The organism is Bacillus sp. Je.9.29.b (genome assembly GCF_051129925.1).
Lineage (GTDB): Bacteria > Bacillota > Bacilli > Bacillales > Bacillaceae > Bacillus > Bacillus safensis.
This window is the reverse complement of sequence record NZ_JBCPSO010000002.1, coordinates 138,198-164,649: the sequence shown is the minus strand read 5'-3', so window position 1 is coordinate 164,649 and position 26,452 is coordinate 138,198. Positions and strand designations below refer to the sequence as shown.

At 41.8% G+C, this 26,452-nt stretch carries 25 protein-coding genes; 4 read left to right on the top strand and 21 right to left on the bottom strand.

The genetic code is table 11. From position 1 onward, the window contains the following. Positions 1–21 precede the first annotated feature (21 nt). The 6 genes from pyk to dnaE form a co-directional block, all read right to left on the bottom strand. The gene (gene pyk, locus AAZR19_RS04090) at positions 22–1,782 is read right to left on the bottom strand and encodes a pyruvate kinase (RefSeq protein WP_024426143.1); all 1,761 of its coding nucleotides are present in this window, start codon (positions 1,780–1,782) and stop codon (positions 22–24) included. Between the two features lie 27 nt (positions 1,783–1,809). Continuing rightward, entirely contained in the window at positions 1,810–2,769 is a 960-nt protein-coding gene (gene pfkA / locus AAZR19_RS04085; RefSeq protein ID WP_024424794.1) for a 6-phosphofructokinase, read from the bottom strand. A gap of 341 nt (positions 2,770–3,110) precedes the next feature. After that, on the bottom strand, positions 3,111–4,088 hold the full coding sequence (accA, locus tag AAZR19_RS04080) for an acetyl-CoA carboxylase carboxyl transferase subunit alpha (protein ID WP_024424795.1): 978 nt from the start codon (positions 4,086–4,088) through the stop codon (positions 3,111–3,113). Next, the gene (accD, locus tag AAZR19_RS04075) at positions 4,073–4,948 is read right to left on the bottom strand and encodes an acetyl-CoA carboxylase, carboxyltransferase subunit beta (RefSeq protein WP_024424796.1); all 876 of its coding nucleotides are present in this window, start codon (positions 4,946–4,948) and stop codon (positions 4,073–4,075) included. Before accD ends, accA begins: the two co-directional genes overlap by 16 nt. Before the next feature lie 303 nt (positions 4,949–5,251). Next, positions 5,252–6,484: an NAD(P)-dependent malic enzyme gene (locus AAZR19_RS04070; protein ID WP_025092260.1), complete on the bottom strand. Its 1,233-nt coding sequence runs from the start codon at positions 6,482–6,484 to the stop codon at positions 5,252–5,254. Between the two features lie 141 nt (positions 6,485–6,625). Next, positions 6,626–9,961 (bottom strand): DNA polymerase III subunit alpha, encoded by a 3,336-nt coding sequence (gene dnaE / locus AAZR19_RS04065; RefSeq protein ID WP_434702381.1) that lies wholly within the window; start codon positions 9,959–9,961, stop codon positions 6,626–6,628. A 137-nt stretch (positions 9,962–10,098) separates the two neighbouring features. Between dnaE and AAZR19_RS04060 the strand changes: the two genes are divergently transcribed. The 3 genes from AAZR19_RS04060 to AAZR19_RS04050 all read left to right on the top strand — a co-directional run bounded on the left by AAZR19_RS04060 (position 10,099) and on the right by AAZR19_RS04050 (position 11,234). After that, positions 10,099–10,440 carry a YtrH family sporulation protein gene (locus AAZR19_RS04060; RefSeq protein WP_024424798.1) on the top strand — a complete coding sequence of 114 codons (342 nt, stop codon included), beginning with the start codon at positions 10,099–10,101 and terminating at the stop codon, positions 10,438–10,440. After that, positions 10,437–10,940: a sporulation membrane protein YtrI gene (gene ytrI, locus AAZR19_RS04055; RefSeq protein WP_003216226.1), complete on the top strand. Its 504-nt coding sequence runs from the start codon at positions 10,437–10,439 to the stop codon at positions 10,938–10,940. The genes AAZR19_RS04060 and ytrI overlap by 4 nt, the downstream gene beginning before the upstream one ends. A gap of 108 nt (positions 10,941–11,048) precedes the next feature. Then, entirely contained in the window at positions 11,049–11,234 is a 186-nt protein-coding gene (locus tag AAZR19_RS04050) for a hypothetical protein (RefSeq protein ID WP_003216400.1), read from the top strand. Between the two features lie 52 nt (positions 11,235–11,286). Here the strand turns inward: AAZR19_RS04050 and AAZR19_RS04045 are convergent, their stop codons facing one another. Further along, the gene (locus tag AAZR19_RS04045; RefSeq protein WP_024424800.1) at positions 11,287–12,228 is read right to left on the bottom strand and encodes a DHH family phosphoesterase; all 942 of its coding nucleotides are present in this window, start codon (positions 12,226–12,228) and stop codon (positions 11,287–11,289) included. A 147-nt stretch (positions 12,229–12,375) separates the two neighbouring features. On the opposite strand from AAZR19_RS04045, the gene AAZR19_RS04040 reads away from it, so the two are divergent. Then, positions 12,376–12,678, top strand: a complete 303-nt coding sequence (locus tag AAZR19_RS04040; protein WP_003216665.1) for a YtpI family protein — start codon at positions 12,376–12,378, stop codon at positions 12,676–12,678. A gap of 37 nt (positions 12,679–12,715) precedes the next feature. Here the strand turns inward: AAZR19_RS04040 and AAZR19_RS04035 are convergent, their stop codons facing one another. The 14 genes from AAZR19_RS04035 to sppA all read right to left on the bottom strand — a co-directional run bounded on the left by AAZR19_RS04035 (position 12,716) and on the right by sppA (position 26,092). Further along, the gene (locus tag AAZR19_RS04035; protein ID WP_024424801.1) at positions 12,716–14,038 is read right to left on the bottom strand and encodes a CBS domain-containing protein; all 1,323 of its coding nucleotides are present in this window, start codon (positions 14,036–14,038) and stop codon (positions 12,716–12,718) included. Positions 14,039–14,185: 147 nt separating this feature from the next. Continuing rightward, positions 14,186–14,869: a metal-dependent hydrolase gene (locus tag AAZR19_RS04030; RefSeq protein ID WP_218677102.1), complete on the bottom strand. Its 684-nt coding sequence runs from the start codon at positions 14,867–14,869 to the stop codon at positions 14,186–14,188. Positions 14,870–14,936: 67 nt separating this feature from the next. Beyond that, complete coding sequence (locus tag AAZR19_RS04025) at positions 14,937–15,692, bottom strand: SDR family oxidoreductase (protein ID WP_218677101.1); 756 nt, start codon at positions 15,690–15,692, stop codon at positions 14,937–14,939. Positions 15,693–15,787: 95 nt separating this feature from the next. Next, complete coding sequence (locus AAZR19_RS04020; protein WP_218677100.1) at positions 15,788–16,693, bottom strand: aminoglycoside phosphotransferase family protein; 906 nt, start codon at positions 16,691–16,693, stop codon at positions 15,788–15,790. Between the two features lie 118 nt (positions 16,694–16,811). Next, on the bottom strand, positions 16,812–18,185 hold the full coding sequence (gene argH / locus AAZR19_RS04015; protein ID WP_218677099.1) for an argininosuccinate lyase: 1,374 nt from the start codon (positions 18,183–18,185) through the stop codon (positions 16,812–16,814). Then, complete coding sequence (locus tag AAZR19_RS04010) at positions 18,182–19,393, bottom strand: argininosuccinate synthase (RefSeq protein ID WP_024424806.1); 1,212 nt, start codon at positions 19,391–19,393, stop codon at positions 18,182–18,184. Before AAZR19_RS04010 ends, argH begins: the two co-directional genes overlap by 4 nt. Positions 19,394–19,567: 174 nt before the next feature. Beyond that, positions 19,568–20,083: a MogA/MoaB family molybdenum cofactor biosynthesis protein gene (locus AAZR19_RS04005; RefSeq protein ID WP_218677098.1), complete on the bottom strand. Its 516-nt coding sequence runs from the start codon at positions 20,081–20,083 to the stop codon at positions 19,568–19,570. Between the two features lie 105 nt (positions 20,084–20,188). Next, on the bottom strand, positions 20,189–21,373 hold the full coding sequence (locus tag AAZR19_RS04000) for an acetate kinase (protein ID WP_024424808.1): 1,185 nt from the start codon (positions 21,371–21,373) through the stop codon (positions 20,189–20,191). Between the two features lie 229 nt (positions 21,374–21,602). Further along, positions 21,603–22,577 (bottom strand): class I SAM-dependent methyltransferase, encoded by a 975-nt coding sequence (locus AAZR19_RS03995; protein ID WP_041107229.1) that lies wholly within the window; start codon positions 22,575–22,577, stop codon positions 21,603–21,605. 88 nt (positions 22,578–22,665) lie between these two features. Further along, a complete protein-coding gene (gene tpx / locus AAZR19_RS03990; protein WP_041107231.1) occupies positions 22,666–23,166 on the bottom strand; it encodes a thiol peroxidase in 501 nt (166 codons plus the stop codon). A gap of 112 nt (positions 23,167–23,278) precedes the next feature. After that, positions 23,279–23,731, bottom strand: coding sequence for a GerW family sporulation protein (ytfJ, locus tag AAZR19_RS03985; protein WP_007501733.1), 453 nt, complete (start codon positions 23,729–23,731; stop codon positions 23,279–23,281). 14 nt (positions 23,732–23,745) lie between these two features. After that, a complete protein-coding gene (locus AAZR19_RS03980; protein WP_076840298.1) occupies positions 23,746–24,453 on the bottom strand; it encodes a DUF2953 domain-containing protein in 708 nt (235 codons plus the stop codon). A 98-nt stretch (positions 24,454–24,551) separates the two neighbouring features. Next, positions 24,552–25,076, bottom strand: coding sequence for an RDD family protein (locus tag AAZR19_RS03975; protein WP_024424812.1), 525 nt, complete (start codon positions 25,074–25,076; stop codon positions 24,552–24,554). A gap of 14 nt (positions 25,077–25,090) precedes the next feature. Then, positions 25,091–26,092 (bottom strand): signal peptide peptidase SppA, encoded by a 1,002-nt coding sequence (gene sppA, locus AAZR19_RS03970; RefSeq protein ID WP_024424813.1) that lies wholly within the window; start codon positions 26,090–26,092, stop codon positions 25,091–25,093. Positions 26,093–26,452: the final 360 nt, after the last annotated feature.

The following is a 26,452-nucleotide window of genomic DNA, read 5'->3' as shown; positions in this document are numbered from 1 at the left end:
ACAACTCCCCTCTTGGATGATTTAAAGGACACTCGCACGGCCTTTGTAGATCGCTCCGCGTGCTGGATCTACTGTAATCTCTTCGCCTTCTTTTAAAAGTGTCGTGGCGCTGTCAAGACCAACAATCACTGGAATGCCAAGGCTTAGTCCAACAACTGCTGCATGGCTTGTTAAACCGCCTTCTTCTGTGATAAGGGCAGATGCTTTTTCTAAAGCTCCCATCATATCACGATCTGTGCAGTTTGCGACTAGGATCGCACCATCGTACATTTTTTCTTCTGCTTCTTTTCCGCTTTGTGCAATGACAACCGGTCCAAATGCAGATTTACGGCCAATACCTTGACCTTTCGCAATGATGTCACCGACAACATATACTTTCATTAAGTTCGTCGTACCTGTTTCACCAACTGGCACACCTGCTGTAATCACGATTAAATCGCCGTGTCTTACATAGCCTGTTTCAATTGACTTTTCTACTGCATTCTCAAGCATTTCATCTGTAGACGTCGTTTTTGATCCGCTCTTTGCAAATACACCGAATACGAGTGAAAGCTTTCTTGCCACTGATTCGTTTGCAGTAACTGCTACGATTGGTGCTTTTGGTCTATATTTTGAAATCATTCTTGCTGTATGTCCGCTTTCCGTCGGTGTCACAATAGCTGCTACATCAAGCTTCATTGCCGTATGTGCAACAGATTGACCGATCGCGTCTGTAATGCTGACTTCTACTTCTTCACTTCTGCGAGAAAGAATTGCTTTATAATTTAGTGCTTCTTCTGAACGTGATGCAATGTTATGCATTGTTTGTACAGCTTCTACTGGATATGTTCCTGCTGCTGTTTCACCAGAAAGCATAATCGCATCTGTGCCGTCAAAAATAGCATTTGCCACGTCACTTGCTTCCGCACGGGTAGGACGTGGGTTACGCTGCATGCTGTCCAGCATTTGTGTCGCTGTGATGACAGGCTTGCCTAAACGATTGCATTTTTTAATCAGCATTTTTTGAACAAGCGGTACTTCTTCTGCCGGGATCTCTACACCAAGATCTCCACGCGCAACCATTAAACCGTCAGATACCTCAAGGATCTCGTCGATGTTATCAACACCCTCTTGGTTTTCAATCTTAGGGATGATTTGAATATCAGTCGCATTGTTCTTTTCAAGAAGCTCACGAATTTCAAGAACATCAGAAGCTCGTCTCACAAAAGAAGCTGCGATGAAATCGACACCTTGTTCAATTCCAAACAGAATATCATTGGCATCCTTTTCTGTAATACCTGGCAGGTTCACACTGACGCCAGGTATGTTGACGCCTTTTTTGTTTTTGAGCGTGCCTGTATTCATGACTTTAGTGACGATTTCTTTGCGGTCCTTGTTAATTTCTTTTACTTCTAAACCAATCAGACCATCATCTAATAGAATCGTTGAACCTACTTCTACATCATGAATTAAATCTTCGTATGTCACACTAATTTTTTCCGTATTTCCAACAATGTCTTCCATACTCACGATAAGATCAGCACCAGCGACTAGCTCAATTGAGCCGTTTTCAACTGTACGTGTACGGATCTCTGGACCTTTTGTATCTAGAAGGATCGCAATGTCCTTGCCTAATGTTTTACCTGCTTTACGTATGTTTTCAATGCGTGCACCATGCTCTTCAAAATCTCCATGGGAGAAGTTTAGTCTGGCTACATTCATTCCTGCTTCAATCAATTCAGTCAGCTTTTCAATGCTTTCACTTGCTGGACCGATTGTACAAACGATTTTTGTCTTTCTCATTACTGTTCCTCCTAAGGTCTTCTCGTTTTATATAGAGAGCTCTTGTGAAAGTCGGTACATATTTTTATCGACTGTATGTTTTTTATCTAAGATTTCTAAAATATCGTGATGAACGAGTTCATTACTTTGAATGCCTACACAGCGTCCGCCTTGTCCTTCGAGAAGAAGTTCGACTGCATATGCTCCTAAACGGCTTGCCAGCACTCGGTCAAACGCGCTCGGAGAACCTCCGCGCTGAATATGTCCTAAGACGGATACACGTGTTTCAAGGCTTGTCTCCTCTTCAATCCGCTTACCAAATTCAACACCGCTGCCTACGCCTTCTGCAACGATGATGATACTATGCTTCTTGCCGCGTTCGTGACCTCTTCTTAACCTAGCAATAATTTCGTCCATGTCATAGTCTGCTTCAGGAATCAAAATAGATTCGGCTCCACCCGCAAGACCTGACCAAAGAGCAATATCACCAGCATGTCTTCCCATTACTTCCACTACGTATGTACGTTCATGAGATGTGGCTGTATCACGAATTTTATCAATGGCATCAATGACAGTATTCAGTGCTGTATCAAAGCCAATAGTGAAATCAGTACCTGGAATATCGTTGTCAATCGTGCCAGGGACACCTACACATGGAAAACCGAGCTCTGTTAATTTCTTCGCTCCCATAAATGACCCGTCTCCACCAATGACTACAAGTCCTTCAATACCGAATTTTTTTAAGTTTTCAATTCCCTTTTCACGACCTTCAACTGTCTTGAATTCAGGACATCTTGCCGTGTAAAGTTTTGTTCCTCCACGATGAATGATATCGCCTACTGAACCTATTTCGAGTTTCTCAATTTTACCGTTAATTAGACCTGAGTATCCATTATAAATACCGTAAACTTCAACATTATGGTAAATTGCTTTCCTTACAACTGCGCGCACAGCTGCATTCATTCCTGGGGAATCCCCACCGCTTGTTAAAACTCCTATACGCTTCATCTTTTTCACCTCAGAGACCATATATGAATTAAACATACCATTTCCACTGCTTGAAAACAATCATGAGCAAATTTGGATGTTTTCAATACGAATTTCTAAAACCGTACTTATTATACAATTAAATAAACCGTTTTTAAACAAAAGTTAAGAACGTCATGAAAGCAAATCTCTCTGAAATCTGTAAAGGCAAGTGCTATAAACCTTGTCATATCAAGGTTTTCAGACGTTTCAAATTTTATGAAAACAAAAGAAAATTATTTTCAAATAGCGCTTACATGAAGATGGTTTTCATGAAAAAAGATGAAAAAAATAAACGCCAGCCAAAAAGGCTGTACGTTTATTTAGTTTACCCCAATATATTGATTTTCAATCGAGACTTTCCCGATTGCTTTGTATTTTTCATATCTTTGTTCGACTAGTTCTTCAGGCGTTAGTTTGAGCAAAGATGTAAGTGACTGTTTTAATGTTTTTTCCATGTAAGCTGCTTGTTGTTTCACGTCTCGATGTGCTCCACCTTGCACTTCTTTAATAACATCATCTATAATATCTAATTCTTTTAGGTCTGGAGCGGTAATTTTCATTGATTCTGCAGCTTTTTTCGCAAGTGATGAGTCCTTCCAGAGCAGTGCTGCTGCACCTTCAGGTGAAATCACTGAATACGTTGAGTTTTCTAGCATGAATAGGTGGTTTCCTACGCCTAAGCCTAGTGCGCCGCCGCTTCCGCCTTCTCCAATGACAATACAGACAACTGGTACACGAAGTCCTGCCATTTCGAATAGGTTTTTCGCAATTGCTTCACTTTGTCCGCGCTCTTCAGCCGCTTTACCAGGATAAGCTCCTTTTGTATCAATAAAGCAAATGATTGGACGATTAAATTTATCTGCTTGTTTCATCAAGCGCAGCGCTTTACGGTAGCCTTCTGGATGAGGCATTCCGAAATTACGGCGCAAGTTTTCTTTTGTATCTTTACCGCGCTGATGGCCAATAACCGTGACAGGAAGCCCTTTAAACGTGGCAATTCCTCCAACGATCGCTTCATCATCACCATAAAAACGGTCACCGTGACATTCGAAAAAGTTGTCAAACAGCTCTTGAATGTAATCGAGAGTTGTTGGGCGCATCGCATGCCGAGCAATCTGCACTCTGTCCCACGGCTTTAAATTTGTATAAATGTCTGCTTCAAGCTTGCTCAGACGTGTTTCAAGGCGCTCAATTTCTGCACTTAAATCCATTTCTGAGTTTTGTGTGAACTTTTTCAGTTCATCAATTTTCGCTCGAAGTTCAATGACAGGTTTTTCAAATTCTAGTTCTCCAGCCACTCTCGTTCACCTCCTGTGCTGTGTAGCGCTAAGATTCGGCCTAGTGTTTCTTTCATTTCTGCACGATGGATCACAGCATCAAGCTGTCCATGCTTCATTAAAAATTCAGCCGTCTGGAAGTCCTCCGGCAGGTCTTCACGAATCGTTTGTTCAATGATTCTGCGGCCTGCAAAACCAATTAAAGCACCAGGTTCTGCAAAATTGTAATCACCGAGAGACGCAAAACTAGCTGATACACCGCCAGTTGTTGGGTTCGTCATCACAGAGATAATCAAACCTTGATCCTCGCTGAACAGTTTTAATGCTGAACTTGTTTTTGCCATCTGCATGAGACTGAGAATTCCCTCTTGCATTCTCGCTCCGCCAGAAGCAGTAAAGATAATAAATGGCACCTTGTCCGCTTTTGCTTTCTCGATCGCCAGCGTGATCTTTTCACCAACAACCGATCCCATGCTGCCCATACGGAACGTGGCATCCATGACAGCAATCACAGCACTTTGGCCTTCAATTTCACCTTTACCTGTAACAATGGCTTCATTCAAAGATGTTTTTTCTCTGTCTTTCTCAAGCTTTTCTTCGTAGCCTGGGAAACCGAGCGGGTTTGATGAAATGAGGTGCCCGTTAAATTCTTCAAATGTGCCTTCATCTACAAGGCTTTCAATACGCTGTTTTGCATTCATTTGCAAATGTCTGCCGCAATTCATACAAACACGTAAATTTTTATCTAGTTCTTTGGTGAGCATTATTTTTTTACATTGCGGACATTTGGTCATGATGCCTTCAGGCACATCTTGACTTGCCTGTTCAGAGGGTACAGATGCATATTTTTTCTTTTTACTGAAAATATTCTTGATTGACAAATGACTACCTCCCTTTTTGAAGGGTTTTTTCTTTACACGCACATCCACTATTATAGGACATGTCATAACTGTACCGAAACTATTGTACTTTTTTTGTCAAACGCTGTCATCCTTCATTCAATTTTTTCAGTGGGGAATTGATGAGAAATGAGTATGTGTTTGGGGCGCTGAGCAGTTGATATGTTTGAATTGTGAACGTCTACAAAAAAATCTCATTCCGGATGAAAAAATTTTCGCGTAAGAGAGGAAATGGTGCACGTTTTTCTCCAGTTTCAGAAAGAACGTGCACACTTTTCCAGTTGATTATTCGCCGATAATCGTTAATTTTCTTGTTTTTTCAGCGACAGCTTCTGGGTCGACCTTGATTCTTGCAACGCCAGTTTCCATTGCTGCTTTTGCCACCGCTTTTGCTACCGCTGGTGCTACGCGTGCATCAAATGGTGCAGGGATGACATATTCAGCTGACAATTCTTCATCTGAAACAAGAGACGCAATGGCTTCAACAGCTGCGATTTTCATTTCTTCGTTAATGTGAGTTGCACGTACATCTAATGCTCCGCGGAAAATTCCTGGGAATGCCAGTACGTTATTCACTTGGTTCGGGAAGTCAGAACGGCCAGTTCCTACAACACTTGCTCCTGCTGCATGTGCATCTTCTGGCATGATCTCTGGATTTGGATTAGCCATAGCAAAGATGACAGGATCTTTTGCCATTTTTCCAACCATTTCTTTTGTTAAAGCGCCTGCTACAGAAACCCCGATAAAGACGTCTGCGCCTTCAATGACCTCTTCTAATGAACCTTCTTTGCGGTCTTGGTTCGTGAATTTAGCTACTTCGTTTTTCACTGCATTCATACCGTTCGGGCGGCCTTCGTAAATAGCACCTTTCGTATCACACATAATGATATCACGTACACCGAAATGATAAAGAAGTTTGATAATCGCAATTCCTGCTGCCCCGGCGCCGTTTGCCACTACTTTGATTGAAGACATGGATTTTCCAGATAGCTTCAATGCATTCACAAGTCCTGCTACTGTCACAATGGCTGTTCCGTGCTGATCATCGTGGAAAACTGGGATGTTTGTCTCTTTTTTCAAGCGCTCTTCGATGATAAAGCAGTTAGGCGCTGCAATATCTTCAAGGTTCACACCGCCAAAAGTCGGCTCAAGAAGCTTCACTGTTTCAACGATTTTGTCTACATCGTTCGTTGCAAGCGCGATTGGGAAGGCATCTACGCCTGCAAAACTTTTGAATAATACAGCTTTCCCTTCCATTACTGGAAGAGATGCTTCTGCACCAATATTTCCAAGTCCTAAAACAGCGCTTCCGTCTGTGACAACAGCGACCATATTGCCTTTCATTGTATAATCATACACTTTGCTTGTGTCGTCATAAATATCCTTACATGGTTCTGCAACACCAGGTGAATAAGCCAAGCTCAAGTCTTTCGCATTTTTCACTTGTACTTTTGATTTTGATTCGAGTTTGCCTTGATTCTCTTTGTGCATATGTAATGCTTCTTCTCTTAATGACATGTGATGAACACTCCTTCAAGTGGAAAATGATTTAATGATTTGCTAAGTTGATAAGCACATACTGGCAGTTTTAAATAAACAGAATCTTTAAAATGATAACACAATAGGTGAATTTGTAAAACATATTCAGGCGATTTGTCATCATTTAATCACAACGTTTTGTTCACCGAGCAGCTCTTTTAACTGGAAAATCACAGCATGATCTGCCTGAACTTTGTATGCATCTGGAAGTCTCATCGTCTTTTTTTGCTTCTCATAATACAAATAGACATCTGCTTCTCCGCTGTGCATTGAGATGACTCGTTTTACTTGCTCTAGCAGCTCCTGCGTATGATTCTCTTCTTTCACACGAATGTAGACAGACTCTTTTCTTTTTTCGTCCATCTCTTCCAGCAAAGCAGCTTCTTGCACGATGATTTGACTGCTGTCATTTCTGACTTCTACTCTGCCTTCAACATAAAGCATGTTGCCCTCCTCAAGTAAGGGGGACAGCTTTCTAAATTGCTCTGGAAAGACGACGCCTTCCATTTCTCCCGTTTCATCCCCAAATGTCACAAATGCCATCGATTGTCCATTTTTTGTCCGAATCGATTTCACTTTTGTCAAAAGACCACCCATTGAGATTTTACGCTTTATATAGGAAGAAAGCCTGATGATTTCCACTGCACCATTCTCTCTTAAGCGGTCTCGGTATGCTTGTACTGGGTGATTTGATAAATATAACCCGAGTGCCTCTTTTTCAAATTGCAGGAGATCAACAAGCGGCATTTCTTCTATCTCCGCATATTTTGGCTTAATGGAGAAGGTTGTATCCCCAAGAAAGTCCAGCTGATCCTCTGGATTTAAAAATGACACGTGATCTAACGCGATATCTATCGATGCTAATAACGAAGCACGATTGGGATAAAACTCATCCATCGCCCCTGAAAAAATGAGCGCTTCAATCGTTTTTCGGTTGACACTCTTTGGTGATACTCTTGCGCAAAAATCAAATAAATCTTCAAACGGCTTTTCCTGTCTTGCTCTGTATATATCCTTTACAGCTGACACTCCGACATTTTTGATCGCTCTTAAGCTGTAGCGGATCTCCCCTTTTTCAACCGTAAATGGAAACTCACTCTTATTAATAGAAGGCTTCAACACAGATATCCCTTTTTCCTTCGCCTCATAGAAATATTGAGCAACTTTGTCTTCATTTCCAATTACACTCGTTAAAAGACCGCACATAAAATATAACGGATAATGCGCTTTTAAATAAGCAAGCTGAAAGCCAATCATGCTATATGCAACAGCATGGCTTCTATTAAAACCATAGTTTGCAAATTTGACGATTAAGTCATAAACGTCATTTGCAATGTTAACAGGATACTCCTTTTTGAGGCATCCTTCAACAAAATGGCTTCGCTCTTCATCCAGGACCTTTTTATCCTTCTTTGAAACAGCTCTTCTTAATAGATCTGCCTCGCCCAGCTGAAAACCAGCCATCTTCGCTGCAATCAGCATGATTTGCTCCTGATAGACGATGACCCCATATGTATCCTTTAATATGTCATACAAATCAGGATGAGGATAGGAGACCTTGACTCTGCCATGCTTTCGGTCGATAAAAAGCGGGATATTTTCCATTGGACCTGGACGATAGAGAGCATTGACCGCCACGATGTCTTCTAAACTAGACGGCTTCAGGCGTCTCAGCACCTGACGCATTCCCTGTGATTCAAGCTGGAATATTCCAGTTGTATCTCCCGCGGATAACAATTCAAACGTTTTCTGATCCTCATATGAAATGTCACTAAAGTTAATGTGGACGTTTTCCTGTCTTTCAATCTGGTTTTTAATGGATTCAATTAATGTTAAGTTTCTGAGCCCTAAGAAATCCATCTTTAAAAGTCCAAGATCTTCTAAATAATTCATGGCGTACTGCGTTAAATACACACCTTCATGGCCGTCTTGAATCGGAACGACCTCTGTCAGCGGCTCTTCGCTCAGCACAACACCAGCTGCATGTGTCGAGGTGTGTCTTGGCAAGCCTTCTACTTTTAAAGCAGTTTGGAAGACCTTTCGAAGCTCTTCGGATTGCTGAAGCATCGTTTTTAATTCAGAAGATGCAGTCACCGCTTCTTTCAGCGTCGTTCCTGGCTTTGATGGAATCAGCTTGGCAAGACGGTCCGCTGCCTTTGAATCAATTCCCATCACACGTCCAACATCCCTTAAAGCAGCTTTTGCTGCAAGTGTTCCAAACGTGACAATTTGCGCCACATGCATGTCTCCGTATTTGTCTTTTACATAAGAAATGATTTCATCTCTTCTCGTGTCGGGGAAATCAATATCAATATCTGGCATGCTGATCCGCTCTGGATTTAAGAAACGCTCAAATAAAAGACCGTGACGGATCGGATCGACATCCGTAATAAACAGAACATACGCAACAAGTGAACCCGCTGCTGATCCCCTTCCAGGGCCTGTGACAATCCCTTTGTCATGCGCATACTTCATAAAATCCCACACAATGAGAAAATAATCACTGAAATTCATTTTTTGGATAATGCTCAGCTCATATTCAAGCCTTTTGACATACATGTCATTTGAAGCAATCTTTCTTTGCTTCATCCCTTCTGCACACACTCTGCGTAAAAACTGATCTGCTGTTGATTGATCAGGAGTCGGATAGGATGGAAGTTTTGTCTGCCCAAGATTTAAATCAACTTCACAGCGGTTTGCAATCTCCACCGTTCTTGTCAGCAGCTCTCGATCATCTCTATACCATTCCAACATTTCTTCAAAGGTTCTGAAATGCTTTTCTCCTCGGTCTTCCTCTATCTCTGAAAGCTGCTTACCTGCTTTAATCGCCTTTAAGCACGTATAAGCCATTTTGTCTTCTCGATTGATATAGTGAACATCACCCGTCGCAACAAGAGGAATGTCTGCACTTTGTGAGACGTCCCGCAGTTTGCCGGCGAGCGATTCGTCCTGCTGAAATGGCTGAAGTGCGATATACACATGTCCCTCGCCGAATATATGCTGCAATTGTTTGGCGGCTTCACGCGCTTCTTCTAACTGATCATGCTGCAAAAGCGTTTCAATATACCCAGATGCGCCTGGTGTGATGGCAATGAGCCCGCGGTGATAGCTTTTGAGCCATTTCTCTTTCAATCCGGCTTTTGATTTTGATTTCAGCACACTGCTGATTTTGATTAGGTTTTGATAGCCTTCATTGTTTTTTGCAAGGAGTACCAGGGGATAAGCCTCTGTCTCTTGTTCATCTATGAAGACAGAAGCTGTTAAACCGATAACCGGCTTGATGCCATGTTTTTTACATTCCTTATAAAATTCAACCGTGCCATACATCACATGGTCATCGGTAAGTGCGAGCGCCTTGCAGCCAAGTTCTTTTGCTTTCAGCACAAGCTCCTTTACTTTAGCTGCACTGCTTAACAAGCTGTATCCACTGTGGACCTGAAGATGAACATAAGACATGCTTAATCCACTCCTTTCGTCTAAAGTCATTCTTTCATTATAAAACGCGATGCGATGAGAAACAAATGTTCTTTCTTTTCTGTCCGTTCATACTTGTCCAGCACACGCCATATATTGAATAGAGTGAGGTGGACAAAATGGATGTGAAGGAAGCTTTTATTCCGAATTTTATCAGCTGTTATTTTATCGCCCTAGGGGTCATCTTGGGTGGTGCTATCATAGGCGGCGTTGGTGCGTATTTATCTGGTCAGCCGCCTTTATCCATTATTACTAGTCTTGCCAACCGTTTAAAGATTTGGGCGCTTGTCGCCGCTATCGGCGGAACATTTGATGCTGTATATAGCTTTGAACGAGGCATTTTTGAAGGAAACACGCGTGATATTTTCAAGCAGATTTTATTAATCATCTCTGCCATGGGCGGTGCACAAACGGGGTATCTCATAATTACGTGGCTCACCCAGGAGCATGTGTCATCATGAGGGTGCCGGAGCTGTATAAACGCCCAGGCTGGCAGCGTTTTTTTGCAGGAATGATGTTTGGTGCGATTGTAAGCTGGCTTATTTTTCTCTTTACTTACGGAACCTTTCAGGAAAAACAAGTGACACTGCTGAGAAGCCAGCAGCATCATATGGACAGTCTGAAAGAACAAATCACACTCTATCGGGAAGATTTGCATAAGTTAAATGAGGATAATAAGAAGCGGCTGCTGATCCAAAGCGTAGATGTTCATCTCGTGAATCGTGAGCAATATAAAATCCCAGAGCCAGATACGCTAAAGTTTGAAGATCAGGTCAAGGAGGATATCTCAGAAGTCATTACAAAAGATATTGAAAGTGTCTATAAAACAAAGGAATTACTAAAACGGACAGTGGAAAATAAAGAATATACCATTCGGGAAAAGGCATACCGCGCGAAAGTGACAGAGCTGACAATTTATACGAAGCTTTCACTTGAAGTACGTATTTCATTTGCTGAATAAAGAGGTTGTGGAATTTTTATGAATTTCTGCCCTCAATGATTTCTTTTCACGCTTCATTTTTATACACTAAAAGTAGAACGAGATCTTAAATAGAAAGAGGTGAGGACAATGGAGGTTTACAGCTATCGTCAAATGGCACGAGACAAAGCAAGCCGGATCAAAGACGGCATGTGTGCTTATGCTGAGACAGAAATGATGGCTCATTTAATTAAAAAAGAATTAAAGCATCAAAATCTCCAAGCCTATGAAGATTCAACAGACATCGGCTGCTGGTTTATCCCTGTATGCAAGTAACCCTTTTCTCCATGACAAAAAAGAGAGAAGGGACTTAAGTATCCCTCCTCTCTTATGATGATGATTTACATACTTCCTCTAAATCACGCAAAATCTCATCTGCTACTGCCCAATCATAAATGGACGCACCGGCTGCAAGCGGGTGGCCGCCGCCATGATATTTTTTCGCAATGGTATTAATGACGACGCCTTTAGAGCGGAATCTCACACGAATCTGATCGTTTTCTTCCACAAAAAAGACCCATGCCTTAATGCCTGCAATATTTCCTAGTGTCCCAACAAGTTGTGAGGCCTGCTGCGCTGTTGTTTGGAACGATTCCAAAATTTCACGCTTAATGAAAACAGATGCAACCCCGTTCTCTGACAAAGAAATATGTTGAAAAATATAGCCATTTAATTTCACGACATTCAAATCTGTCTCATACAATTGATTGAAAAGATCTGAAGATGAAAATGGATATTCGATCAGTTCCCCTGCATATTTGAGTGTCTTTTTCGTTGTGTTTGGGAAAAGGAAGCGGCCTGTGTCTCCTACAATGCCGGCATAGATCAATTCAGCTGCCTTTGTGTTCAGCTGATATCCTTCTTCTTTCCCCTCTAAGTACAATTCATAAATCATCTCGCTCACAGAGCTTGCCTCTGTATCCACCCAAAGCAAATCACCATAAGGATCTTCATTCGGGTGATGGTCGATTTTCATCAGCTTATCGCCCATTAAATAGCGCTGATCATCGATTCTTGCTTGATTGGCCGTATCACAGACAATGACAAGGGCCCCTTTATACACGTCGTCTGGTACCTCATCGAGTTCATATAAAAATGAAAGGGATGGCTCAGGCGTTCCTGTCGCATAAATATTTTTTTCTGGATAGGTGGCACGCAAGATTTCCGTAAGGCCGCACTGCGATCCATACGCATCAGGATCTGGTCTTACATGTCTATGGATGATGATGGTGTCATATAATGATATGGTTCTAATCAGTTCTTTTTTCATAAAAACTCCTTCTCATGCGATACTCTTTTTATTATTAAATCATAATCTATCGTGACGGAAAAGTGAGGAATAGACAATTTATTCTAGTAAGCAAGCCTATTTACGTTTAAAATAGGGTTGTAACCACTTACAATGGAGGCTTGGCACATGCTTGTTTTGATTGTGTTTATTATTTGTTCTGCCATGTTTTATTTATACTACAAAGCAAAAAATGTTCGTACGAACCGGCCAGTCGAGAAAAAATTCTGGTCGGCGAAATCCAGTATGGCACTTGGCTGCTTTGTCCTGCTCTTCGGTGTGAATCAATTATTTTTAAACCGCTCGTCACTTGCATTTGTCATCGGATTTATTTTTGTTGCTGTTGGTATCGGCAGTACATGGGCTGGGTATAAAGCCTACAAGCACTATCTTCCGCTCTTTTTAAAGGAAGGCGAAAAAGATCACGCGTAATAAGGAAAGGGGCGACATGAGTTCGCCCTTTTTATCATTATCCTCTTTCCATCAGCTGCACCATCAGCATCGCTTTTCCTACGATATTCGATTGATGGTACACCTCGACTTCCAGCTTTCCAAATTTGCGTCCTACTTCTAAAATATTCGGCTTAATCTGGATTGTGGATTCCATTTGGACTGGTTTTAAAAAGTAGACAGAAAGACTCTCAACGATCAGTTCGCCTTTTTTATGAGATTTTAAGAAGCGGTTGGCTGATTCGATTAAAATTTGTGTGAACACTCCATATGAAATGTTTCCAAGCTGGTTCGTCATTTGCGGGGTGACCTCGTATTGATAAACCGCATCTGCTTTTGGTTTCTCTGTATCGGCTTCTTTAAATCCTCTTGAGACAACATCATCCAGCTTTTCTCCGACCTGCGGCTGCTTTTGAATCATTTGGAGCGCCTTGAGCACATCCTGACGGCTGATCATACCAATCAGCTTCGCATGATCATCCACAACTGGCAGCACCTCAATGCCTTCCCACACCATCATTTGTGCAGCTGAGGCGACAGATGTTTTGCCAATGACCGTCAGCGGATTTTTCGTCATCACTTTTTCAATCGGTGTGGAGCGGTCATGCCCCGCAATATCCTTTGAGGTGAGGATTCCGTGAATCTTCATTTGATCATCTGCGACCGGGAAACGGCCGTGGCCAGTTTCATAATTCTTTTCATACCATTTTTCAAGCTTATCCTCTGGTGATAAATACACGGTGCGTTCAATCGGCGTTAAAATATCTTCTACAAGCACAATTTCTTTTTTAATTAATTGGTCATAAATGGCTCTGTTAATGAGAGCCGCTACGGTAAATGTATCGTAGCTTGTCGATAAAATCGGCAGCTCCAGCTCATCTGCGAGCTGAATGATTTCATCATCTGTTGAGAATCCGCCTGTGACCAGCACAGCCGCCCCTGCCTCTAATGCCTGTCTGTGGGCATTGATTCGGTTTCCGACGATGAGCAGGTTGCCAGCTGCTGTATAGCGCATCATTGCGTCCAGCTCCATCGCTCCGATAACAAATTTATTTAACGTTTTATGTAAGCCGGCGCGTCCTCCAAGGACCTGTCCATCAATGACATTGACCACTTCTGCATATGTCAGTTTTTCAATATTTTCTTTTTTCTTTTGTTCAATTCGAATGGTGCCGACTCGTTCAATGGTACTGACGAATCCTTTATTTTCAGCATCTTTGATGGCCCGGTAAGCGGTGCCTTCACTCACTTTCATTTCTTTCGCTATGCGCCGGACAGAAATTTTCTCTCCGACATCTAATGAATCAATATACGATAAAATTTGCTCATGCTTTGTCGCCAATCCCGTTCACCCTTTTTGTTTTCAGCGTTTTCATCTATGTTTCATTATAAGGGCAGGAGGCTTTTAATAGCAATTTGTCTTTTCTTTCGGCAGATGAAGGCAAATAAAAAAGCCGGCATTTGTGTGCCAGCTTCTTTCATATGAGGATTAAATCTCGATTGATTCCCCGCTGTTTAACACATGACCGACGCCGCCATGCAGGCTGTCTGCAAAGGCATGCGGATCCTGTTCAATTGGCGGGAATGTGCTGTAGTGAATCGGAACGACCTGCTTTGCACGCAGCCATTCTGCTGCGATTCTTGCATCTTCCGGTCCCATCGTGAAGTTATCCCCGATTGGAAGAAAGGCAAGGTCAATATGATTCAGTTCACCGATCAGCTTCATATCTGAAAAGAGCGCGGTGTCTCCAGCATGATAAATCGTTTTGCCCTCTGCCGTGAATAAAATACCTGATGGCATGCCTGTATACGTAATTGTTTTCGTTTCTTCATCAATGACAGCTGAACCATGAAACGCTTGCGTGAGCTTCACTTTACCAAATTCAAACTCACGTCCGCCGCCGATATGAAGCGGGTGCGTTTTCACCCCTTGCCAGCTTAAATAAACTGCAAGCTCATTTGGCGCAACGACGAGAGCGTCATTATTTTTAGCAATTTCAATCGTGTCACCAAGGTGATCTCCATGTCCATGTGTCAGTAAAATGACATCCGCTTTCACATCTTGCGGATTAATCTCTGTGTGCTTATTTCCATTTAAAAATGGGTCAATCCAAATATGGTATCCGTTTGTTTCAATGTGTACAACTGAATGTCCATGATATGTAGCTTTCATGTAAGTATATCCACCTTTCAAATTTTGATCTCATATCATTTATTCCCTCTATAAAAAGCTGAAAAACTTAATGCCTGTGAATCACGTTAAGACCACCTGTTGCCTCAATGACGGTGCCTGTAATGAGGTCTGAACGGTCATCACATAGAAATGAGATGATACGCCCTATATCCTCTCCAGTGCCAGACCTGCCTATCGGCGTTTCATCGTCTTTGATTTGACGGGCTTTCTCTATTGTCGATTCTTTCATGTCTCCAACGATTTTGCCTGGACAAACCATATTAGCAGTGATGCCATTTTCGGCTTCTTCAATCGCAATGGTTTTCGTCAATGACGCAAGACCCACTTTTGCCGCTCCAAAGGCTGATCTGTGCATCCAGCCTGGCGCATGGTCTGCACCTTGGAAGCCATAAGTGATAATGCGGCCAAAGCCTTGTTTTCTCATCATTGGGATGACCATTCGGAACAAATGGAATACTGCTGATAGGTTGCCTTCCATCATTTGATACCATTCATCTTCAGAGTAATCCGCCAATTTTTTTCGTTCAAAAATATAAGGACCGGCATTGTTAATCAAGGCATCAATCCGCCCAAATCGCTCTGCTGCCAGCTCTACCATGTTTTTTAAATCTTCTTTTTTTGTCACATCACCTTGGACAAATTGAAGCTTATCTTCGTACTGGTGTAATTCTTCTTTCATCTGCCGGACAGCTTCATCATCACTTCGATAATTCACTGTCACAGAATACCCCATATTCAGTAAAGACTCGGTGACTTTCCGGCCAAGTCCTTTAGAACCCGCTGTTATTAATGCGTGTCGCACACAATCTCCTCCTAAAGCAAAGGTTGCAAGTTCACGTGTTTCTTTTGTTATCTTTACTTTACTATAAACCGGCATCTGGCGCACTTATGAACCCTTTATCGATATGAGTCAAACAGTATAGGGTGATTCATCCATTTTTTCAAATCCCATGAGCCATGGATATCGAGCAGAAGAGAAACAAAACGATAGCACTCTCTCACCTCATGAAGATCACGAGGAAGCGGGCAAATCTCTTCATAGCCCAATTGAACATTGCGGGCAGCTTCTTTCGTCAAAAGGTATTCCAACGCAATAAAATCAAACGCAGCTGGTCCATATACGACATATTCTGTATCAACTAAACTCGTCACTTGCTCATCTTTTTCAATATATTGAGACGGATCTAAATCAATTAAAATGAGACTGGCTGAATCAGGAGGCTTTAGCTTTTCAATCTTTTGCAGCGCAATTTCTGCATAACAGTGAAATTCAGGCTGATCAGCGTAATAGCGGCCTATGAGTTTGGATACAGCCTTTTTTAACACAGCATGGAATTCTCGCAAATGCTTCTTTTCAGCTCCGTATACTGCACCAAAAAAGTCAGTACGATATGAATGAAGCTGTGCTAATTTCCTCCCATAATCCTTATAAAAGTCTGATGAACGTCCCTCAAAAGATGTGAAAGGTGTTCCTTCTACTTTTTCCATTACATAAAATTGTCTCCCTGCCTTCTTCACTTTACGAACAACTTCTGGAATATGAAAGGAATGCGTATGAGACAGCTTTTGATTGATTTGATCAATATGCTCTTGTACAGTACGGTCATCTACTCCATAGATCATTTTGATCCCAGACACAAATTCACTTTCTTCTCTTGCAGTTTTAGGAGATTTGACTACATATTCCGTTTTATCTTGTAAGGAGATCAGCCACACATCATTAGCCCGTCCATCATATTGTTCTCCTAACGCTTTCACTGATACGATTGGTTGATGAAACAAAGCCTCAAGCGTTTTCTTCATGATCTGCTGTCACTCCCTCTTCTGCTTGACGCAGGTATGCTTTCATTTCTCCAATGATCATCAATCTCCTTTTTCCATGACAAAAAAACCATCCGTATAAACGAATGGTTTTCATAAGTTACGCCAGGCATGCTTTTGCTTTTTCTAAAGCGAGCTGAATTTGTTTGAATCCAGTTCCGCCTGCACTTGTTCTTTTTTCAACAGCAACATATGGATCAAGAACAGTGTAAATGTCTTGTTCAAAAAGCTCGCTTGCTTCTGTGAATGATTCAAAAGATAGATCACTTAGATAGATGCCTTTTTGAATACATGTATACACAAGCTTGCCAACGATTTCGTGTGCTTCACGGAATGGCATGCCTTTTTTCGCAAGGTAGTCTGCCACTTCTGTCGCATTTGAGAAATCTTCTTTTGTTGCCTTTTTCATGACATCTTCGTTCACTGTCATCGTTTGAATCATACCTGTGAAAATTTGCAGGCTGCCAGCGATGGTTTTCACTGTATCAAACATGCCTTCCTTATCTTCTTGCAGGTCTTTGTTATACGTAAGCGGCAAGCCTTTCATAATCGTGAGAAGCCCCATCAGATTGCCATACACGCGGCCTGTTTTCCCGCGAATTAATTCAGCCATATCTGGGTTTTTCTTCTGCGGCATCATGCTGCTGCCTGTTGCATACGTGTCATCGAGTTCAATGAATTTGAATTCTTGCGAACACCATAAAATGATTTCCTCACAAAAACGTGAGAGGTGCATCATCACAAGACTGCTATTAGATAAAAACTCTAAAATGAAGTCCCGGTCACTCACACCATCGAGGCTATTTTCGTAAATGTGGTCAAAGCCAAGCTGCTCTGCTGTATATTCACGATCAATCGGGAATGTCGTTCCTGCTAACGCACCGCATCCAAGTGGAGACACGTTAATTCGCTTTAATGAATCTTGGAAACGCGCTTTGTCACGCTCAAACATCCAGAAATAGGCGAGCATATGATGGGCAAAGGAAATAGGCTGTGCACGCTGCAGGTGCGTATATCCTGGAAAAATCGTTTCAACGTGCTGTTCTGCCTTTTCTACAAGCACCGTTTGAAAGGAAGAGATCAGTTCAATAATATGCTCGACTTGGTTATTCAAATATAAATGCATATCGGTTGCAACTTGATCATTCCGGCTTCTCGCTGTGTGCAATTTGCCGCCAAGCGGACCAATCTCATCAATGAGCATTTTTTCAAGGTTTAAATGAATGTCCTCATAATCGACTGAGAATTCCAGTTCATTCGCCTCTGCCTTTTTCATGAGCGTATTTAGTCCATCTTTGATGGCAGCGGCCTCCTCATCGCCGAGGATACCGCATTTATTCAGCATACTTGCATGAGCAAGGGAGCCGGTCAGATCTTCTTTGACTAATTGTTTGTCGAAATGAATGGATGCGCCAAACTCATCGACCCATTTTTCTGGTGTTTTTTGAAATCGGCCTCCCCAAAGCTTTTTCATGCTTTAACCTGCTCCTTTTTATTCACGATGCTGTTTACTTTTGTCGGTAAGCCCCAAAGATTAATAAATCCTACAGCTGCATCATGATCGAATTCATCTGCTTTTGTATAAGTTGCTAGATTTTCATCATAAAGTGAATATGGTGATTTACGTCCTTCTACAATGGCATGACCTTTAAATAGTTTCACACGTACAACACCCGTTACGTTCTGTTGTGTTTCTTGTAAGAATGCATCTAGTGCTTCTTTCAGCGGTGAGAACCATAAGCCGTTGTATATTAATTCAGCCATTTTTTGTTCAACGATTGGTTTAAAGTGTGCGACTTCTTTGACAAGCGTTAAGTCTTCAAGCTCTTTATGCGCTTTTAGAAGTGTGACAGCACCTGGGCATTCGTACACTTCACGAGATTTGATGCCGACAAGACGGTTTTCAACGTGATCGATTCTGCCAACACCATGCTGTCCAGCGACTTCATTTAAATGAAGGATGAGATCAGATAATGAATACTGGATACCATCAATGGCTGTCGGTTTTCCTTTTTCAAACGTGATTTCAATGATTTCAGGTGTGTCAGGCGTTTTTTCAAGTGGATTTGTCAGATCATATGCACCCTCTGGCGGCGCAGCCCAAGGATCTTCTAAAATGCCACATTCGTTACTTCTGCCCCAAAGGTTTTGGTCGATTGAATATGGGCTGTCTAAGTTAATCGGAATTGGAATACCGTGTTTTTGTGCATAATCGATTTCTTCATCACGAGACCATTTCCATTCACGCACTGGTGCAAGAACTTCTAGGTCTGGATTCAATGCTTTAATGGATACTTCAAAACGAACTTGGTCGTTCCCTTTTCCAGTACATCCATGAGCAACTGCTACTGCATTTTCTTTTTCTGCCACTTCCACTAATTTTTTTGCAATAAGCGGACGGGATAGTGCAGATACTAGTGGATATTTTCCTTCATACATTGTGTGTGCTTGTAATGCAGTGAGTGCAAACTCTTCAGCAAATTCTTCTTTTGCGTCAATCATGTATGATTGAACAGCTCCGACTTGAAGTGCTTTTTGTTGAACGAATGCTAAATCTTTTCCTTCACCTACGTCTAGGCAGCAAGCAACGACTTCGTATCCTTGCTCTTGTAACCATTTAACTGCAACAGAGGTATCAAGACCTCCGGAATATGCTAATACGACTTTTTTATTTTGTGACATGATTGAAAAGCTCCTCTCGCTTGTTTTGATTCTGTGAATGTTTTTTTGCATAAAAATAAGTTTTAATTTATAAACATGCATTTAGTATGTATACACTGTAACAAGGAAAAATTGTTTTTTCAACCCCTTTATGAAAAAAACTCTGCCAAATTTTCTTGGCAGAGTCATTTTGGGCTATTTTTGATCCTTTTCAAGCTCTCGTAAGACATGAGGAACCTCTGGAATCACAAGTTTGGTCATGGCTAAACGAACGGCTCCGGTAGATCCCGGCGTGGCAAAGACAGCTTTTTGATTGACGACTCCTGCCGTTGCCCGGGACAAAATAGCGGCTGAACCTATGTCTTCTGTATAACTGAGCATGCGGAAGATTTCACCAAAACCAGGCAGTTCCTTGGAAAAAAGAGGGGTGATGGCTTCAATGGTCACATCCCTTGCGGCAATTCCTGTCCCGCCATTTAACAAGACCGCATCTATTTTCGCTTCGCTTGTTCCTTCCAGCACAGCGTCTTGAATGGCTCCAATATTATCTTTTACGATATCGTATGCAAGAACAAGATGTCCTTGTTCTTTGAGCAAATCGATCATCAGACGGCCGCTTTTGTCTGTTTCTTTCGTTCTTGTATCACTGACCGTAATGACTTTCACATAAAGCCTTTCTTTCGCCTCATGTTTATGTTCTGTCACGCTCATCTTTCGCACCGCTCCCTTTTGCTTCATATTGGACAACATTATAGCATGCTGCTTTTAACAGAAAAAAGCTCTTTTCCTTATTGGAAAAGAGCTTCTCAAACTTGATTACGCTAAACGCATAACGTCTCTTGCAATCATGACTTCTTCGTTTGTAGGGATGACGATCACTTTTACAGGAGAGTGCGGGTAGCTGATGAATGCTTCTTCGCCTCTCATGTTGTTTAGGGAAGGATCCCAGTAAACGCCCATGAATTCTAGACCACGAAGTACACGTGCTCTTACTTCTGAACTGTTTTCACCGATTCCAGCTGTGAAGATGATCGCATCTACGCCATTCATTCTTGCTGCATAAGAACCGATATATTTATGAATACGGCTCGCAAAAATATCAAGAGCAACTTCTGCACGGTCGTTTCCTTCTTCTGTTGCTTCTTCGATATCACGAAGATCACTTGACAGACCAGACACACCTAAAAGACCACTCTTCTTATTCAAAGTAGAAAGCACTTCTTCAGCAGTATGTCCTGTTTTTTCCATAATGAATGGAATAAGGGCAGGGTCAATGTTACCTGAACGTGTCCCCATTGCAACACCAGCAAGTGGTGTAAAGCCCATAGATGTATCGATTGATTTTCCGCCTTCAACTGCTGCGATACTCGCACCATTTCCAAGGTGGCAAGAAATCAGACGAAGCTCTTCTAGTGGACGGCCTAATAGCTCTGCTGCACGCTCTGTTACGAACTTGTGGCTTGTCCCGTGGAATCCGTATTTACGAATACCAAAGTTTTTGTAGTAGTCGTACGGAAGGCTGTATAGGTAAGACTGCTCTGGCATAGTTTGGTGGAATGCTGTATCGAACACAGCAACCGCTGGTACGTCAGGCAGAATTTGTTTGAAAGCTTTGATTCCTACAACGTTTGCAGGGTTGTGAAGTGGTGCAAGCTCTGAAAGCTGATCAATGTCATTGATCACTTCATCAGTTAAAAGAACAGAATCGCTGAATTTCTCTCCGCCGTGAACAACGCGGTGACCTACGCCATCAATTTCATTAAAGTCTTTGATGATGTGAAATTCAGTTAGTTTTTCAAGCAGCATTTTGACCGCTACTGCGTGATCTGGAATATCTGTCACTTCTGTTTTCTTTTCTCCATCTACAGAGATCGTGAAGATACTGTTGTCCATTCCGATTCTTTCAACAAGCCCTTTTGTTAAAACGGTTTCTTCTGGCATGTCGAACAATTGGAATTTAAGAGATGAGCTTCCTGCGTTGATTGCAATAATTTTGGACATTACTGTCGCTCCTTTTACTCAGTTGTTATATAAGGTTTCACGTTTTTTCCGGTGCTATATTCAACCTGTTTGACGGGTCTTTTATAGTTTAACGATAAGTCCGAAAAATATCTGACTTTTTCATTTAAACATTGAAAACTTTGCATTTCAAGTGCACCTTCAAACTGTTATCGCTTACATCAATAAGTCGTTATTTTCTGAATAGTAAAATAGCCAGAAATCACTCTGGCTATTCTTTCGTTTCTTTTTCTTCTATAAACCACTGGTCTAATTTTCTCATCACACCGACCATTGCTTCCTTCTGTGAGAAAGATGGAAGATTGGCAAACAGCATTCGTTTTGGTGCTTCCAGCCCTTCTTTTTTCTTTTGCATCACAAATAAGCTTTTGGCGTGTTTTTTATCCTTAAACATGGACACTGGCAGCTGAATTAACGCATTCATATACGCATGATCTTTGATGAAATCCTTTAATTGTACGCTCTCTTTTCCTTCAAACAAATCGTTTGGAATGATGAAGAATAAGAAGCCGCCTTCTTTTGTGTAGCGAAGGCTTTGTTCAATGAATAAATAATGGGCAAAGGCATGTCCTTCTTTTGCCTTTAATTCAAAGTCTTCTGCACGCTCATCATTTGGATAATAGCCGACTGGGAGACTGCATACAGTGACATCTGCTGGTGAGATCAGAAGCGGCTCAAGACTGTCCTGGTGGAAAAGCTCAACTTCTTTCTCCTCTAAATTCGCCTGGGCCCAAGCAATTTTAATGAGCACATCATCAATTTCAGACGCAAAGCCGCGTTTTGTTTCTGCAGTGAGATTATTTAAAACAGCAAGAAGTAAGTTTCCTGTTCCCGCTGCTGGATCAAAGACTACAAGCTCTTTTTGACCGTCTAAAAATTTGTTCACCAAATAACTGACAAACAGTCCAATCGTATCCGGTGTCATCTGGCGATTTGGATGAGAAATATCCTTTTGACCTTTCAATACGGCGAGCTGAAACGCTTTACGAATCTGCTCATGATCATAAGAAGCAAAATCTGCTTTCTCTATTAAATCCTTTAATAAACCGTTTCGATCATTTGCTTGGAAAAAGGCTTCTCCTGCTTCTGCCAATGCTTCAATATAGGAAATGCTCTGTTCCTTTTTTAATCGAATAGAAGCTGTATCGAGCAGTTCAAAAATAGTACTTACTTGATCTTTCTGCAATGCTTTTCTCTCCTCGCTTTGTTAAAAGCTATATGTTCTCATTGAAAAGAGCCCCAGGATGAAGCCGGAGCTCTTGTCGATGCTGCTTTTATAACAGTGATTTTGCAGCTTCAATGGCTTTTTCATAATTTGGGTGATTCGTTGCTTCACTTACGTATTCAGTGTAAACCACTTTTCCGTTAGGGTCTAATACGAAGACTGCGCGCGCCAATAAACGCAATTCTTTCATATACACTCCGAATGCTTCACCAAATGACATATCTCTGTGATCAGATAATGTTTCGACATTTTCAATTCCGTTTGCTCCGCACCAGCGTGCTTGTGCAAATGGAAGGTCTGCACTAATCGTATAAATATTGACCGGACCTAAATCCGATGCCTCTTCATTGAAACGTCTTGTTTGTGCGTCACACACACCTGTATCAATAGAAGGAATCACTGAGATGATCGTCACTTTTCCTGCTAAATCAGAAAGTGAAACTTCTCCAAGTGAGTTCGTTAATACCGTAAAATCAGGAGCCTGCTCGCCTACCTTTACTTCATTTCCTACAAGCGTGACAGGACTTCCTTTAAATGTGATCGATGCCAAAACAATTCCTCCCTTTTCAAATGTATGGTTCTATCATAGTAGAGAAAGCAAAAAACTGCAAAGCCTAATCGTCCATTTTGCAAAAAAAGTTAACTGCAGCGCAGCTAACTTTTTAAAGGTCTATGTCATCTAGTTTTCGTTCTTTGTGACGGTGCTCCCGCTCATCCTTCTTAAACATGTGCTGAAGACGTTCAATTGCTTGAGGAGCAGAATCCAATATTTTATCGAGCAGATGTGTGTGTTCATCCAAATGAAGCATTCGAACTCCGTTTGTTCCTACAATTAAGAAGGCGATTGGTGTAATCGACACCCCGCCGCCGCTTCCGCCGCCAAATGGGAGTCTCGGCTCTTTTCGTTCCTGTTCATCAGAACGCTTTTCTTTCTTTTGGTTCCCGTTAAATTCACTGCCGCCGGCTGCAAATCCAAAACCAACCTTTGACACAGTGAGAATGACACTGCCGTCAGGGGTTTCGACTGGATCGCCGATGATTGTATTCACATCTATCATTTCTTTTAAGTTTTCCATCGCTGTCTTCATGAGACCTTGGATTGGATGATCTGCCATTTTCGGGTTCCTCCTTAAACAGATGATTCATTCTTCGTTGCTTGAAGAGAGGCGCTTTTTCTCGCCTTTCTCCCTTTTAACCAATGGACAAGTAAACGAATGGCTGCAAGCATAGCATGTCCAATACGAAAATAAGCTATACATGTAAACTGAGTCTGTGACACATTGTGCTGAAAGGCCGGGATGACTTCATATAACGGTTTATGCTTAAAGGTGAGATGCTCCTGCATAAAGGCAAGCAGTGCTCCTTTAACTGACCACACACCGCCGGCTGCTACACCTGTTAAAGCGGCGTCTTGAAAGCCGATCCATGTCGACCAGTGAAACGAGACAATCTTTACGTGGATGAAGAACTTGCGCATGATCCGGTTTAAATCGACAATCTCTTTTGTGATGCGCTCCATTTGATGAAGGATCTGCTTCATATCACGTTTTCCTACTTTTTTATGCATCGATTCTTTTTCGTGATCAGGATTTTTAGCGCTCTTCATTTTCTTTTCACGAATATCAATCGTTTGGTCTTCTGGATTGACCCTCACCATCGGAATCTCTTTTTTGAGTCTGACCAATCCATATAAGGTGATGACCTTCAGTGCAATGTGGTCATTGTCGTTTGTATGCGAATAGTCCAGCGAAATGGTTACTTTCATGAAAATCAACAAGATCACAAGAAACAAAAACGCTGCGATCCAAACGTAAAGCACTGTGCTCACTTCCTCCATAACAAATGATGCTTCCCCTACGATTATGGCTCTCATTCTAGATTTTATACCCAATCAATAAAAAAGAGTTTGACCGGTACCCGGCCAAACTCCTCTGATTATACGTTTGATTCTGTTTTTTCATATAAATGTTCATGAACGACCACCGTATCGGCAAAGTAATCATGAACCCCTTGCTTTTTCGGTGAGAACCCAACGATAGCGTAGAGAATAAAGATCGTATTAATGTAGCGTCCCACAATCTCTCTAAAGAAAATAACATCCCATGCCAGCTTCTTCTCAGGCTGAAGTGAGACCACTTTAATCCCAAATACCATCTTGCCAAGTGTTTGTTGAAAGATTTTCGTCATGATGGCGAAATAAAGGAGGAATACAATCGTCGTTGTGACGGAAAACGGAGAAAACCATCCCCCTCCTTTGGACCAGCCAAACAGACTAAAGATTGGAGAAACCGTCAAATGGTTTACACCCCAGACGACGAGCCAATCAAGAATAAATGCCCAAAATCTAATCCAAAAACCTGCAAACGCCTGCGCTTCAATTGAAGCGCGCTTCACAAAGGCCGGCTTCGATTCTTCCTCTTGGCTGCGGCTTTCGCTTACTTCATCGAATGTAGAATCCATCTATGATCCCTCCTTTATTTTGAATAGAGATACATCGGTTTAGACCCATTTGAGCCAGCCAGTGTTTCTTTTAAATTCAGAAAATCAATTTCGCTTTTAAAGAGCTTGCTTGCACTCATGTTGAAAAGAGAGTTCCAGCCAAAGCTTTGAGAATAGCTGACCACTGTTGCTCCTTTTAAGCCTTTTTCATTTTTCTTCATTGCTTTTAATGCATCTTCATAATACCCAAGCTCATCGACTAATCCGTTCGATTTTGCTTGTGTCCCGTCATATACTCGGCCGTCCGCAATTTTCTTGACTTCCTGTTTTGACATGCCGCGTCCTTCAGAGATCACTTTGACAAATCCTTCATAAGAGTTATCGACCATGCTTTGCATGATGTTGCGCTCATCTTTTGTCATATCACGGTTAGGAGACATGATATCTTTGAATTTCCCGCTCTTAATCGTTTCATATTTAATACCCAAATTATCTGCCAGCTTTGAATAATTCAAGCTTTGCATGATGACACCTAACGATCCTGTTAATGTTTCAGGTGAAGCAAAGATTTTCTTCGCTGGAGTTGACACGTAGTAGCCGCCTGAAGCTGCCATTGAACCCATAGATACGTAAATCGGCTTCTTCGCTTTTTTCACTTCTTCTAATTTTTTATGTATTTCAGCACTTTCATAGACACCGCCGCCAGGAGAGTTTACGCGCAGAAGTACACCTTTTACAGAAGCATCCTCTTTCGCTTTATCTAGTTCCTTGAGGAATGCACGATGATCATAACCTTCTCCGCCTAATAGGCTCGATGCGCCGCCATTATCTTGAATGGTTCCATTAATCTCAAGTACAGCAATCTTGCCTGCACCGCTGCCATTCTCTAGTACCTTCTCTTCTATTTCATCCCCGAATTGATAGCTCATTTTATTGTCATTGAAGCTATCGAACAAGGCCATCGTGACACTAATCACAATTGAAAATCCGAAAACACCAAGTGCAATAATTAGTGCTACCCATCTTTTCGCATTCATCTTTTCTCCTCCTTTTTATCTCACTTCATTCATACGAATGCCCACACGAAATGTTTCACAGGAATTGTGGTTTTTTTACATTTCATGTAGGCATATGATAGCACCTCTCTTAAATAACGATCAACTTTACGTCGTCTACTTAGACATGCGCATGACGAAAAATTGGCTTTTTTATCCTCTCCCTGCACCTAATAGGCTAGATCTTCACCGCAACGAAACACCTAAACCATTCTTTCATGAGAAAACGGCTATTCAATTATGCTCAGGATTCAGCCATTTCAAATCACTCACATCGACTCATTTCTCATAAAGCAATCCGATCATCAGATGGTTCTTTCTAAAGTTTTTACTTTCATATGA